10 protein-coding genes and 2 tRNA genes are annotated in these 13312 nt (G+C 67.1%); 7 read left to right on the forward strand and 5 right to left on the reverse strand.

Annotated features, from left to right (window positions below):
- The first annotated feature begins 15 nt into the window (after positions 1-15).
- A complete protein-coding gene (locus MSZK_RS10775) occupies positions 16-1644 on the forward strand; it encodes a metallophosphoesterase (RefSeq protein ID WP_199203290.1) in 1629 nt (542 codons plus the stop codon).
- Positions 1645-1647: 3 nt separating this feature from the next.
- Here MSZK_RS10775 and MSZK_RS10780 read toward each other — a convergent pair whose 3' ends face one another.
- The 4 genes from MSZK_RS10780 to MSZK_RS10795 all read right to left on the reverse strand — a co-directional run bounded on the left by MSZK_RS10780 (position 1648) and on the right by MSZK_RS10795 (position 6730).
- Entirely contained in the window at positions 1648-2388 is a 741-nt protein-coding gene (locus MSZK_RS10780) for a hypothetical protein (RefSeq protein WP_099247576.1), read from the reverse strand.
- Positions 2385-3575 (reverse strand): zinc ribbon domain-containing protein, encoded by a 1191-nt coding sequence (locus tag MSZK_RS10785; RefSeq protein ID WP_099247578.1) that lies wholly within the window; start codon positions 3573-3575, stop codon positions 2385-2387. Before MSZK_RS10785 ends, MSZK_RS10780 begins: the two co-directional genes overlap by 4 nt.
- Positions 3572-5128, reverse strand: coding sequence for a protease pro-enzyme activation domain-containing protein (locus tag MSZK_RS10790; RefSeq protein ID WP_099247580.1), 1557 nt, complete (start codon positions 5126-5128; stop codon positions 3572-3574). Before MSZK_RS10790 ends, MSZK_RS10785 begins: the two co-directional genes overlap by 4 nt.
- Positions 5129-5368: 240 nt before the next feature.
- Positions 5369-6730 carry an FAD-dependent oxidoreductase gene (locus MSZK_RS10795; protein WP_099247582.1) on the reverse strand — a complete coding sequence of 454 codons (1362 nt, stop codon included), beginning with the start codon at positions 6728-6730 and terminating at the stop codon, positions 5369-5371.
- Between the two features lie 84 nt (positions 6731-6814).
- Here MSZK_RS10795 and MSZK_RS10800 point away from each other — a divergent pair, with 84 nt between their 5' ends.
- The 4 genes from MSZK_RS10800 (at position 6815) to MSZK_RS10815 (ending at position 11429) form a co-directional block, all read left to right on the forward strand.
- A complete protein-coding gene (locus MSZK_RS10800; RefSeq protein ID WP_099247584.1) occupies positions 6815-8299 on the forward strand; it encodes a hypothetical protein in 1485 nt (494 codons plus the stop codon).
- Between the two features lie 114 nt (positions 8300-8413).
- A complete protein-coding gene (locus tag MSZK_RS10805; RefSeq protein WP_099247586.1) occupies positions 8414-8650 on the forward strand; it encodes a hypothetical protein in 237 nt (78 codons plus the stop codon).
- 197 nt (positions 8651-8847) lie between these two features.
- On the forward strand, positions 8848-9558 hold the full coding sequence (locus MSZK_RS10810; RefSeq protein WP_099247733.1) for a hypothetical protein: 711 nt from the start codon (positions 8848-8850) through the stop codon (positions 9556-9558).
- A 182-nt stretch (positions 9559-9740) separates the two neighbouring features.
- The gene (locus MSZK_RS10815) at positions 9741-11429 is read left to right on the forward strand and encodes an Ig-like domain-containing protein (RefSeq protein ID WP_142389908.1); all 1689 of its coding nucleotides are present in this window, start codon (positions 9741-9743) and stop codon (positions 11427-11429) included.
- A gap of 66 nt (positions 11430-11495) precedes the next feature.
- Here the strand turns inward: MSZK_RS10815 and MSZK_RS10820 are convergent.
- Positions 11496-11569 (reverse strand) — tRNA-Gly (locus MSZK_RS10820).
- A gap of 134 nt (positions 11570-11703) precedes the next feature.
- Between MSZK_RS10820 and MSZK_RS10825 the strand changes: the two genes are divergently transcribed.
- Positions 11704-11777 (forward strand) — tRNA-Pro (locus tag MSZK_RS10825).
- 51 nt (positions 11778-11828) lie between these two features.
- Positions 11829-13247, forward strand: a complete 1419-nt coding sequence (gene tig / locus MSZK_RS10830; RefSeq protein ID WP_099247590.1) for a trigger factor — start codon at positions 11829-11831, stop codon at positions 13245-13247.
- Positions 13248-13312: the final 65 nt, after the last annotated feature.

Genomic DNA, 13312 nt, shown 5'->3' on the forward strand with positions numbered 1-13312 from the left:
GCGCTGGTCGGCCGGATGACGATGGCCGAACAGTACGAATGGCATCAGAGTTTCCTGCGCCGACACCGGGTTTCGCGGCGCACCTTCCTGCGCGGGTCGGCGGCCGCCGCCGCGGTGGCCGCGGCGGGGACCTCGCCGTTCGGCCACCTGGCCTACGCCCAGGACGCGCCGCTGCAGGTGGCCGGTCGTCGTATCGGGTACGGCCCGGACGCCGCGAGCCAGTTGCGACTGGCCGCCCAGCTTTCCCGCAACCCTGGACGCGCCAAGGTCTTCGTCGACCACGGCCCGACACCCGAGCTCGGGGCGAGCGTCGAGGCCGAGGTGCGCAGCCTGGTGACACAGATCCCGGACAGCGCCGGTGGGGTGCTCTCGGCCGAACAGTTCTACGTCCACGCCCCGCTCGACGGACTGCCCGGGCGTATGCCCCACTTCTATCGCTGGCGCACCGACGACGGCTTCGCCGGTGACGTACGCTCGGCGACAACCGCGATGCCCACCGCGCGAAATGCCATGGGCTGGTTTCGGTTCACGATGATGGGGGATCAGGGCACCAACACCACACCGGTGCTCCCGTCCGGACTCGCGCCGGGGGAGTACGACGACAATTCCTATCAGCCCGACAACGATCCTTCGGTCGCGCACGCCGACAATGTGCTGGGCCAGATCGTGGCCGCCCGCCCGGACTTTCACGTGTTGGCCGGCGATATCGCCTACGGTGACCCGACCGGGGCGGGCAAGCCCGCGGCATTCGTCCGAAAAGGTAATCCACCCAAGGGGTTCGACAAATACAACCCGTTCGTCTGGGACGTGTATCTGAGCTCCATCGAGGCCAGCGCGTCGACGACGCCGTGGATGTTCGCCACCGGCAACCACGACATGGAGGCGGCCTATCCGCAGCACGGCTATGGCGGGCATCTGGCGCGGCTGGATTTCCCGGGCAACGGCCCGGCCGGATGCCCGTCGGTGTATTCGTTCACCTACGGCAACGTCGCGGTGCTCTCCCTGGACGCCAACGACGTCAGCGATGAGATCCCCGCCAACACCGGCTACTCGAAGGGCGCCCAAAACGCCTGGGCGGAAAAGACGTTGGCCGCACACAGGGCCAATCCCGACATCGACTTCATCGTCTGCTTCTTTCACCACTGCGCCTATTCGACGGTGTCCGACCACGCCAGTGACGGGGGTGTGCGAGCCGCCTGGGTCCCGCTGTTCGACCGCTACGGCGTCGACCTGGTGCTCCAAGGCCACAACCACGCCTTCGAACGCTCCGACCCGATGCGCGCAGGCGCGCCCACCCGGGTCGCCGGGGACAAGGCGATCGTCTACCCGGAAACCGACGGGACCGTGTACTACACCGTGGGATCCGGCGGCCGGCGCCGTTACAGCTTCCAGCCCGGCGAGCAGGAAAGCTACCGCGGCCACGAGTTGCCCGACACCTTCGTGCCCAACAGCTACGTGTGGACCGCAGGCGGCCACAAGCAGGCCGAGGAGGTGCCCTGGTCGCGGGTCCGGTTCCGCAACTACGCGTTCATCCGCGTCGACGTGCGGCCGGGAAACCTGATGAGCGAGATGGACGTGACCGCCGTGGACGAATACGGCCGGGAGTTCGACATGCTGACCTACCGTCGGCAGGTTCGCGGCTGACGTCTATCGTGGCGGATCGCCCTGCCAGATAAAGCTGTTGATGAACTTGCCGAGATCCTGGGCGAGTTCGAGATTCGCCCCGGAAGGAACGCCGGGTCCATCGCCCGGCGCAAACTTGTGATACGGGCCGATCGCGGCGCCGACCAGCGCGAGGTCGTTCTTCACCGCCGCCATCACGACGATGCGGGTGCGGGACCCCGATGCGCCGCCCGGTGGGTACACGTCGAGAACTTCGCCGTAGCCGAGTTGGTAACCGACCGTCGCATTCGGCAGCACGTACGCGACCGTCGCGTCGGGTTGCTTCTCCTTGAGCAGACTGTCCACCACCTCCTCGGCCGGACGTCCTTGCGCGGGGACTGCGAACAGCTCCATGGTGCCGCCGTCGCCGCCGGTGTAGACGGCCGAGACGCCGTCCTCGTGGGTGGTGATGGTGTATGCCGACCCTGCAGCAGGGTAGGACACCGAGAAGCTTTCGTCAGCAGCCACATAACGCGGATTGGCTTGGACGGGATTTCCGGTCGGGGGACTCCCGCAGTCGGGCGGGCAGGAATAGCGCGCAGTCGGTTCCACCGACGATGCCCACGCGGTCGTCGAAATCCCCACCAGCACAGCCAGACTGACTCCGAGTAATACGAGCATTCGGCGCACCGACGTGGTGCGCACCGCGTGTGCGGAGTACGCACCCGACAGCACCGAATAACCCGCGAACTGTTCTTCGTCCGGCGCGGCGACGTTCGCGCTCATCGGTCCACTGCTTCCAGGGCGGGTTGCGGTCGCTCTCGGCGGCGCGCGACGCGAGACGTCGTCGGTGCAGCAAGACAGCTGACTCCGCACGAGGCGCAGAACCGGGTGTCGGGGACGACGTGCTCGCAGGACGGGCACAAGATCGGCAACTCCGGATATACCTCCGCGTTCTCACGCAACATCATGATTTGCAGACCCACCCGCAGTGCGACGATCGCCACCGCGGCAAACGTGATGTGAATCAGGAACTGTACAGACACCGGTAGGCGGTAGGCCTGCGCCAGACCGACGCTGGCGTAGGCCGCAGAACCGATCAACAAGCCGAGGCCACCGATCAGAAGTGCGTTGCGCCGTCGACGCCCCTGGTACCACAGTGCCGCGCCGACCAGTCCCCCCAGGGACAGACCCGTCAAGGGTTCTGCGACGCCGCGCACGCCCGCCTCGAGCAACATCGCCGGGACCGGTTGGTCACCTGCCACCGAGGTCTCGCCGAACTGGGGAACCATCCGAACCACGTTGGTGGCAACGGTGAACATCGTGGCACCGATCAATCCGATGACGAAGCCGTGCAACGTCTCTGAGACAGGCGGACGCATCATCCGGACGATGACAGCGGGTATCTGGATCGACAGCAGAGCGCCGAACGGGATCACTACCGCGTCGCCGATCAGTCGGAGAGTCGGGATTTCGGCGCCCAGGCCGAGGCTGTAGGACTCGGCGACGATAGACCGGGTGAGTACGGCCCACGCGATCCCGACAGATAGGCCGAGGACCGCGGTGAGCACCCACAGCCACCGCGGCAGATCGCCCAGCAGTCCGGTTTCGTGGAGGTAGAGCGCTACCAGGACGGTCGGGGCGAAGATCGCCACTGCGATCATCGGGATGTACCACTGGGTCAGGCTCAGCGAGACCAGCAGGACTGCCACCAGCGCGAGACCCAGCCGGAACGCCCCTCGCGAGCGCTGGGGCAGGTGCGGGAAGACGGAGCTGACAATCGACGGTTGCAGGACGTGCTCGCCCGGCGCCGCGGCGTAGTGACGAACCCGCAGCCACGTGGGGCCGCCACCGACGGCCGGTGACAGCTGGCCTCCGCAGTGGGCGCAGAATCGGCCGGCCGGTACATCGTGGTGGCATGCCGGGCACGGCATGGTCGCCTGGTGGCGCGCGTGGCCAACGTCCTCGGTCACCGTGGGCTCCGCTGCGCGTCGAGGATGTTCTGCGCAAGGTTGTAGACGTCGGGACTGCCCAGGCCGGTCACCATGTCATGCCCGGGGGCAGCCACCGCCACGGCGTTGGTGCCAAGGGTGATGTCATGGAAACCCGGTCGCGCAGAACGGGCTGCCACGCGGTACAGCAGCGGATTGAGATCGCCGAGCCGCCGACCGCCGTGGTCGAGAAGGTACTGGGTGATCACTGCCGCGACGCCCGCCCAGATCGGAGCGGCCTGCGACGTCCCGCCGCCGACCACCAACTGCTGATTGGCGACGATCACGGCACCGGTGGAGCTGTCGGCCACGGCCGCGACGTCGGGGGTGAGCCTTCGCACGGTGTTGCTCGCGCTCGACACCCCGGCCTGCCAGGGTGGCCGGTCGAAGAGGCTGGACACTCCGCCGCCGCTGCCCTGCGTCAGCGGGCCATCGGTCCACGCGTGCTCTGCCAGCCATCGGTATTGGTCATCGGTCGACAGTGTCGTGCCTCCGACGTTGGTGACCTCCGGCAGCGAGGCCACCGCGTCCAGTCCGACGTCCGAAGGGCCGGGCGGCGCAGACCAGTCGCGACCCCTCTTACATTCCAGGCCGGCAAGGTCGCCGCTGGCATCGAAGACCGTGGTCCCGCGCAGTGCCGCGGCCGAGATGGCGGAGCGGATCGGTGCCAAGTCGCTGGCAGTGATCAGCCGATCGCAGCCCCATCCGATCGACAAACTCCAGATGGCACCGGGGTACTGCCGGTCGACGGATTGCATCAGCTCGGCGATCTTGACGTAGGTGCCGCCGCCGTCGACCGTCGTGCGGGCGTTGACCAGAACCTTGCGTGCGTCGGGCGCGATCGCGTGGGCGACCTGAAGGTCCATGGTGGCTTCCCCGGAACGCTGTTCTGGCATGCTGCCGACGATCTCGGGCGTGAAGCGGGGAAGCTGGTAGGTCTGGCTGAACATGTCGAGGTCGGCTTGGTTGAAGCCGTCGAAGGCGAACACGACGATGGTCGTGCCTGTGCCGGTGTAGCCGGAGTCGGTGAGCGGCTGCACGTTATACGTGGTCCGCAACGAACTGGGTGGCAACGCGTGGTCCGGCACATCCAGCGGCCGTAAACCCGGGGCGTTCTCGTGCATGGGGGTGAAACTGAGGATCCGGCCCAGGCCGGCCACGGTGTCGGCGAGAGCGGATGGCACGGCGGGCTGTTGCGGGGAGGCGTAGAAGACTTGCCCGTTGGCGTGGCGGTAGTCGTGGATCGGGGCGGCGACCGCCGCACCGAGGGCGCGTGCGTCGCCGGTCAGCACCGCCCAGCGATCGTCGGGCCGCCAGCGCACGGTGAGACCGTGGTTCTCGGCCCAGCGATAGAGCCCGTCGGGTGACTGCGCGTTCCGCAATTCGACTGTGAGATCAACGATCTGGCCACGCGATGTGCCGAGGTCTGTCGAGGCTGCCAGCAGCGAGGCGAACGGCCCGGAAATCGCCTGGGCGAGCGTGGGCTCAGGCTTGGAGCCGATCACCACCAGGGTCAGGGCCACCGCCACCGCCATCGAGTGCGCTGCCGGCCGGCGCCACCAGCGTCCTGGATGTCCCGATGGTCGCGCCCCGAACTGGGCCGACGTGGATGGCCGTGGCCGCATAGATTCCGCCCCGATGATGCTGGCTTTGGTAAGCCTGACCTTTGTGTGCATCGCACTGTAACGGGACGCGCGATGCCGTGCACAGCAAAGCAGGAGATTCTCTCGATAGTGCCGGTGTGAGTGGCCTGTCGGTAGGGGCTGCCGCCGTGGTCAGGGCGCCGCTGGCTCGCGCGCCATCACCTCGGCGGCCGCGCGCTCACCCGAGCGGACGGCGCCGTCGACCCACCCGCACATCACCGCCGACGACTCGGTGCCCGCCCAATGGAGGCGGCCACAGGGTTCCCGCAGGGCGGGACCGAATTCGGTGAGCACGCCCGGCGGGGCGTGGCTGAGCATCCCGCCGCCGGAATACCGTTCGACGGTCCAGTCCTGATCCAGGAAACTTATTGGGCTGGAAGCTCTTTGGCCGAACCGCTCGACGAGGTTGGCCACCACCTCGGCGCGACGCCGGTCGGCGTCCATCGTCGAGTAGCGGCGGGCCTGCGGGCCTTCGGTGATCACACACATCACCCCGGGCCGGGGCTGGTCGGTGGACGCGTCGATGGTCAACGTGGCCAGCGTGCCGGGCGCAAAGCTTTGGCCGGTCAGCCCGTCGGCGCGCCAGAACGGTTCGTCGTAGACCACGTTGATCTTGACGACGGCACCGCTGGGCATGCGCTGATGCAGAAACGACCGATCCACCGGCAGCATCGGCTCGTAGAGGATGTGGCTGGCGATCGCGATCGGCACCGCCACGACGGCGCGGCGGGCGCGCACGGTCGTGTCCTCGGCCTCCACGGTCACGCCGTCGTCGTCCTGGACGATGCGGCGCACCGGCGTGCTCAGCCGGATCGCGTCACCGAGTCCGGCGGCCATGGCACCCGAGACCGCCCCCATGCCGCCGACGATGCGGGAATCCTGCGAGGCGTCCTTGATGCCCAGCACGAACGACGGGCCGCCGCCGGAGGCCATCTGGTACAGGGCGAACAGCATCGAGACTTCAGAGGCCGCCGAGGTGTACAGGCCCGAAATCGCGGCCTCCAGCAACGTGTGCGCCGGTTTGGACAGGGTGCGGTCGCTCAGCCACTCGGCAAAGCTGATGCGGTCCAGCTTGTCGGCGTTCTTGGCGTCCCACGGTGCGTCCAGCGGGATCGTCTTGCACAACCGGCCCAGATCGAGAAAGACGGCGCCGATGTTGAGGGCCGCCCACGGGCTCATCGTCAACGGAATGGTGCCCTCGTAGCGGTAGTGCTTGCCGTCGACGACCATCATCGCCTCGCCGTCGACGTACTGCTTGTAGCTGCCGACGCCGAACTCCGTCATCAAAGCTTTGATCGCATCCTGACCGGGACCGATCCAGGCGCCTCCCCGGTCGATGAAGCTGCCGCCGGGGCCCTCGACGGTGTAGGTTCGCCCGCCGACACGGTCCCGGGCCTCCAGCAGCGCCACCGACCGCCCCGCTTGTTTAAGTCGAAGCGCCGCGGTCAGCCCGGCGAAGCCCGCGCCCACCACGCAGATCTCGACATCGGCCATGATTCATCGTGCGCCCGCCGCAGCGCCAGCCGCGGGTGTTTGGCAAAGTATGAGGCTGCTCGCCGCACGGTCCCGGGAGGACGATTGAGCTCCGAGAGCACCGACACCGCGATCCGCACCGCCGTGGTCTTCGTCCACGGTCTGCTCGAACGCCGGCCGATGGACACGTTGGACTCCTTCGCCAAGACGGTGCTGGCGCCCCAGTCGGGCGGTTGGGAGTACTACCCACGGCCGGTCGAGATCACCGACTCCTACGAAGCGCGCCGCTACGTCGTGCCTGCGGCGGGCGTCGAGCTCTACGAATACGACTGGTCGTTTCTGATGACCAGTGGGAGGTACGCGGGATTCGTTCCGGCGCTCGGTCGGGTGTTCCTGCGCAGGCCGCGCCACGTGCCCGACCCGCTGTTCGGGATCTGGCGGGTGACGTGGCTGGCGGTGCTGGTCCCGCTCGCGGTGCTGGTGGGTGTGCTGGTGGTGGGAGGTTTCCTCCTGCAGACCGGGGTGGCCGGGTGGATCATCGGGCTGGTCACCAGCGTGGTGGTCCTCAGCGTCGCGCTGGCCGTGCTCCGGATGGCACCACGAGCGTTGATTCGCAGTTTTTTGACCACCGGGTTCATCAACGTTGCCCGCTATTTCGATCCGGCGGTGCCCGAGTCGCACGCCGCCCGGCGGGCGATCCGCGGTGGTCTCGTCGATCTGCTGTACACGCTGCACCAAGGCCGCTACGCCCGAATCGTTGTGGTGGGCCACGGAATCGGCGGTTACATCGCCTATGACGCGCTGACCACGTTGTGGGAGGAGACGCACGAGCTGCGTGCGGCACCCGACGAGAGCGGCTGCGGTCTGGGGGCGTTGGGCCGGCTCGAGGCGGCGGCCGACCGGCTGAGCGCCGAGCCGGATGCGGATGATGCGCTCGACGCCTTCCGGGCCGAACAGTTCGACCTGTGGCGTGATCTCAGAGCGCAGGGAAATCCCTGGCGGATAACAGATTTCGTCACTGTCGGAACGCCGATGGCACTGGCTGACCTGTTCATCGGCCGCCCGCCGATGCTGTCCGGGCTGACCGGCACCGATGCCCGGCGCCACGAGTTGTTCGACCGGCTGACCCGCCGCGGTGTCGTGGTCCGGTGCCCGCCCCGGTCGGAAGCACTGCCTGCCGACGCCGTCGAGGCCGGGCCGGCCGACTACGGCGTCGACGCCTCGGGCGCGACGGTGCTGGGTGCGCAGTCGCCGTTCGCGGTGACGCGGTGGACCAACATCTGGTTTCCGGTGCGCCGCGGTAGCATTCGCGGTGACTGGTTCGGTGGCGTGCTACGCCCGCTGTTTGGTCCCGGCATCCGCGAGATCGCCGTGAGCGGCAACCTGCCGCAGCGGCTGCGCCCCGGTGCGCCGCAGACGGGGTATTTCACCCAGCCGGATCGTGACGCCCCGGGTGACGTGGCGTTCCATCTGCGCGAAGTGCTTGCCCTGGACGATCATTCGGGTCTCGATGTCTCGGTGAGCGCACCCGAGCCGGACCCGGCGACGGTGGGCCGGGTGGTGTACCGGTCGTGGCAACGCAGCATGTGACATGCGCGTGGATTGTGACGTAGATCACTGCCGACGTGTGAACCGCCGGGACGGCGCAGCTCGTGAACCTAGGTAGTCCGCCGACGAGGGCGGCTACCGGGAAGGGGCGGGGCAATGACGCTTGCCGCGGCGAAGGTCATCACGGCGACCCTGGTGAACGTACTCGCCACGGCGACAATGCATTCGCCGTCGCTTCCGTCCTGTGCACGGGCCGCCGCGAGCGCGGCGTCGCCGGGCTTCAGTCAGCAGGTGGCGCTGCAGGTGATCGTGCCGCGCGACCAGCCAATGCCGTTCAGGGGTGTCGGCGTGCCCCACGCCGTCAGCGCACTTCCGCAGACGCCCGCGCCCTAGTGTCCCGAGTCGTCAATTCGTTGGCACCGATCGACACCGACCGCGCTCACAGATAAGCGCCGTCACCGAGATCTGCAGGAGGGCTGTGTTTAGGCTCCAGCCACAGCCCTCCTGCAGGTCTCGCGCGCGTCGCGCCTCGTGTCGAATAAGGGGCACTACCGGGTTTGGCCGCCCGCCGGTTCGGACATCATGAAACGGTGAAACTGCTGCCCACCCCTGAGGTGACTCTCACCGACACCGACGTCGAAGAGGCGCTCGGACGTGCCGTCGCGGTGATCAATCCCTTGCTGGACGTGTTGTGGGGGACCGACCCTCTCGGACTGAAGCGGCAGATCCCGCCCAACGCCGTCTCCTGGGTGCTCAACGCGGCCGACATCCCAGGCACCCTGGCGTGGGACGAGCTCAGTACCGACGAGCGGATCGGCTGGTGGGTGTGGCGGGTCGGCGCAGTGAACACCGTCGCGGTGGCCTTCCCCGGCGTGCTGGGCGTCGTCGGACGCCGACTGCCGATCCAGGATCTCCTGGGCTTCGCCAGCCAGGCGATCGTGCTGTGCGCCGTCGCCCGTGAGCTGGGTGTCACCGACCACCGGCGCCAGGTCCGGATGCTCGCGTCGGTGCTGTGCGGGCGGGACCTGTCGGTCGTGGTCCGCGAGGCCGACCATGGCAAGCCGGTGACCGTCGCGTTCACGCCGTTCGGCATCGCCTCGGCGCTGTGGAAGCTGGTCGGCGTGCTCGACGCCGTCGGTGACGAACTCGCCAAGCGGCCGCACCCGCGCGCTCCGTTCCGGTACATCGCGATGTTGCCCGCGGTCGGTGCGGTGGCCGCCTACCTGGGCGAATGCGGTGCCCTGTCTCGTGCGGCCAAAGCCGGCCGACGGTGGGTCGAGCGGCCAGGCGGACCGCACTAGGGTCCGAGCCGGCCTGGCAAAAAACAAACGTTGGATGACATGTCGGCCGTTTGCTAGCAAATTATCGTGCGGCACGCTATAACTTTGCTTGCCGATAATCTCTGCCTGAGCGATTCCGCTCTCTTCTCTTCGAGATTCGCATGCGTGAGTCGGGATGACGCATGTCCTTCCAAGGAGGATGTATGCACGCAATTTGGGTCCCGAGGCTCGCGGCCGCCGCTTTTACACTGGGCGTTGGTGCCGCGGTGCTGAGCGGCGCCAGCGAGGCTGCTGCCGCACCGGACTCCGGCACGAATTCAACCGCCGGATCACCATCACATGCCTCGAGTGCACGACCGAGCAAAGCCGTGAGCGGCACTGCCAAGACCGCACCGACATCGTCGCGTGCCAAGTCGAATACCAAGGTCCATGCGACCGCGACCAGCTCGCGCGCGGCGGCCGCATCGGCGCAGAAGTCGACCGATTCGGGTGACCAGGCGGCCACCCCTGCGTCAGCTGTGCTTCAACAGCCCAAGTCATCGATGGTGCCGAATCAATTGTCGATGTTCCTGAAGCACCCCGCCGACGTGACTACGGCCGCCGCGGCCGTCTTGCTCGGCTACGCGCCCGATGACCTGTACGACTCACGTGGCCTGCCGCCCCTGCGGACGATCATCGAGCACGCAGTCACCGCGGTGCGCCGCCAATTGAATGGCGATGCGCCCAATGTTGCTCCTACGGCGCGACCGGTGCAGGTCCACGAGTTCAGCAATGGCGAGGTCATCGGCGACCTGATGCCGTCGGATGCCAACGGCGACAAGCTGACCTACTCGGTGGTCGGCGAACCGGCCGATGGCACCTTCGTCATCAACAAAAACGGCACCTACTACTACAAGCCGAGCGTCGAGTTCGCCAATACCGGTGGTGTCGACGTCGTTCAGGTCGCGATTGACGACGGTGCCACGAGCACCGTCGTCAACGTGCCGATCACGGTCGCTGCCGGAGTCACCATCTACAAGGGTTTCGACATCAACAACGTCACCTCGGAGAGGGTGACGCTCACCGGTTACACCAGCACCGGAGATCTGTACAAGCCACCAACCACGCCGAGCACCTACGGTTCGATCGATTCGGTGCACATCAACGTGGCGCAGTACATCTTCAGCTCGGTCGTGGTGGGTGTTGGCTTCACCGGCGAGGCGGGTGAACTCTGGACGGTCTATCTCCGCACGCCGCCCGCAGCCATTCTCGACGACAATGCCTCGACCTGGTGTGCCAGCGCCGGCGGCTCATGCAGCGCGCCGGCCAAAAACCAGTGGATCGACCTGATGGATGGTGGCGATGTCCATGTGATCAGGGTCGGTCCCGATGACCCGGTGCGGCAGGCGGAGTTGCTCTACAAGCTGTGCCCCGACGGTGGACGTTTCAGCTGCAATTTCGTCACCGGCCTCAAGCCTGAGGAAACCGTCTTTCTGAATAAACATCTGGTCGGCTTGGTGAACAACAACGGCAGCGGCAATCTGGCGTGGGAAAGCAGCAAGACCGAGACCGTGTCGGAAACGACGAGCATCGGCGGTGGCGCCGAGCTGTCCGGCACGCTCGCCAAGCTGATCAACCTCAAGATCACCAGTGCCTATCGGCATGATTGGACGAGTTCCATCCAGGTCACCAGCAAGTGGAGCTATCAGGTCCAGCCGTACACCAGGCTCGAGGTCTACGCATCTGACCCGTATTACCGCGTCTGGGGCAACTTCACCATCCGCGCGGGGAACACCATCTACGAGATCCAGGACGTCAACTTCGACACGCCTGTCTCGGGCCTGGCAGCCGAACTCGATACCAAGACGACGCCGATACCGCACGCCTCGGCACCGGACTCCGCGGCCGTCTGATCGGTAGGAACTGACCGCAGGAGCCCCGCCGAATCGCTGTTCGGCGGGGCTTCGCGCCGGTCCTGATGGAGCGGGCGACGGGAATCGAACCCGCGTAGCTAGTTTGGAAGACTAGGGCTCTACCATTGAGCTACGCCCGCGTGCTTGCGCGAGCCCAAATGTACCGGCGCCGACCTGATCAAATCCAATCGGCCCACCTGAGAGCGCGTCGTCGAGGTCGATTGCCGCTGAACAGGCTCATGCCCGTAGGATTCGGGCGCGAGAAAGACAGCACCGGGGTGTAGCGCAGCTTGGTAGCGCATCCGCTTTGGGAGCGGAAGGCCGCAGGTTCAAATCCTGTCACCCCGACACGCCCGAACACGTCCCATACGAAACAGGATCGACCCGAGGAGTACAGCAGTGAAGAGCACCGTCGAGAAGTTGAGCCCGACTCGGGTTCGCATCAACGTGGAGGTGCCCTTCACGGAATTGCAGCCTGACTTCGACCGGGCCTACAAGGAGCTCGCCAAGCAGGTCCGGCTGCCCGGGTTCCGTCCGGGTAAGGCCCCGGCCAAGCTGCTCGAAGCCCGCATCGGCCGCGGCGCGGTGCTCGAGCAGGTCGTCAACGATGCGCTGCCCAGCCGCTACAGCGAGGCCGTCGTCGCCACCGAGGTGACTCCGCTGGGCCAGCCCGAGATCGAGGTCACCAAGATCGAGGACGGCGAGGAGCTGGTGTTCACCGCCGAGGTCGACGTCCGCCCCGACATCGAGCTGCCCGACCTGAGCTCGCTGAAGATCTCGGTCGAGCCGATCGAGATCAACGACGAGGAAGTCGACGCCGAGCTGGAGTCGCTGCGCGCCCGTTTCGGCACCCTCAAGGGTGTCGAGCGGCCCGCCCAGACCGGTGACTTCGTCTCCATCGACCTGTCGGCCACCGTCAACGGTGAAGAGCTGCCCGACGCCGCCACCGAAGGCCTGTCGCACGAGGTCGGCTCCGGCCAGCTCATCGACGGTCTCGACGAGGCCATCGTCGGCCTTGCCGAGGGCGAGTCGAAGGTGTTCACCACCAAGCTGGCCGCCGGCGAGCACGCCGGTGAAGAGGCCGAGGTGACCGTCACCGTCAAGTCGATCAAGGAGCGCGAGCTTCCCGAGGCCGACGACGAATTCGCGCAGCTGGCAAGCGAGTTCGACACCATCGAAGAGCTGCGTGAGAACCTCGTCGAGCAGGTGAAGCGGGTCAAGCGCATTCACCAGGCCGAGAAGATCCGCGACAACGCGCTCGAGCTGCTGCTGGAGACCACCGAGGTGCCGCTGCCCGAGGCGATCGTGCAGGCGCAGGTCGACCAGACCGTGCACAACGCGATCCACGGGCTCGACCACGACGAGGCCAAGTTCGCCGAGGCGCTGGAGGCTGAGGGCAGCTCGCGCGAGAAGTTCGACGCCGAGACCCGGGAAGCGGCCGAGAAGGCCGTCAAGACCCAGCTGCTGATGGACGCCATCGCCGACGACCTCGATATCCAGGTCGGCCAGAACGACCTCACCGAGCGGCTGGTGCTGATGTCGCGGCAGTACGGCATCGAGCCGGCCCAGCTGCTGCAGATCCTGCAGCAGAACAACCAGCTGCCTGCGATGTTCGCCGACGTGCGCCGCGGGCTGACCGTGGCCGCGGTCGTCGAGGCCGCCACCGTCACCGACACCGACGGCAATGTCGTCGACACCGCCGAGTTCTTCGGCCCGCCGGCCGAGGAGGACGGTGCCGAGGCGGCCGAGGGCGACACGGACGACGCGAGTGACGAGGCCGGCGAGGCCGCTGAGCAGCAGGCCGACAAGGCCGAATAACGCCGACAGCGAAAGCGCACTCTCCTGAGAGTGCGCTGCGCGCTGCGTTGGTTAGGGTCGGGTAG

Origin of the sequence: Mycobacterium sp. shizuoka-1 (assembly GCF_002723835.1) — a bacterium.
GTDB lineage: Bacteria > Actinomycetota > Actinomycetes > Mycobacteriales > Mycobacteriaceae > Mycobacterium.

Bases quoted from the DNA above. Each gene is read 5' to 3' on its own strand.
- MSZK_RS10775 (WP_199203290.1), top strand. From the start codon at position 16: ATGACGATGGCCGAACAGTACGAATGGCATCAGAGTTTCCTGCGCCGA.
- MSZK_RS10780 (WP_099247576.1), bottom strand. From the start codon at position 2,388: ATGAGCGCGAACGTCGCCGCGCCGGACGAAGAACAGTTCGCGGGTTAT.
- MSZK_RS10790 (WP_099247580.1), bottom strand. From the start codon at position 5,128: ATGGCGGTGGCGGTGGCCCTGACCCTGGTGGTGATCGGCTCCAAGCCT.
- MSZK_RS10795 (WP_099247582.1), bottom strand. From the start codon at position 6,730: ATGGCCGATGTCGAGATCTGCGTGGTGGGCGCGGGCTTCGCCGGGCTG.
- MSZK_RS10805 (WP_099247586.1), top strand. From the start codon at position 8,414: ATGACGCTTGCCGCGGCGAAGGTCATCACGGCGACCCTGGTGAACGTA.
- MSZK_RS10815 (WP_142389908.1), top strand. From the start codon at position 9,741: ATGCACGCAATTTGGGTCCCGAGGCTCGCGGCCGCCGCTTTTACACTG.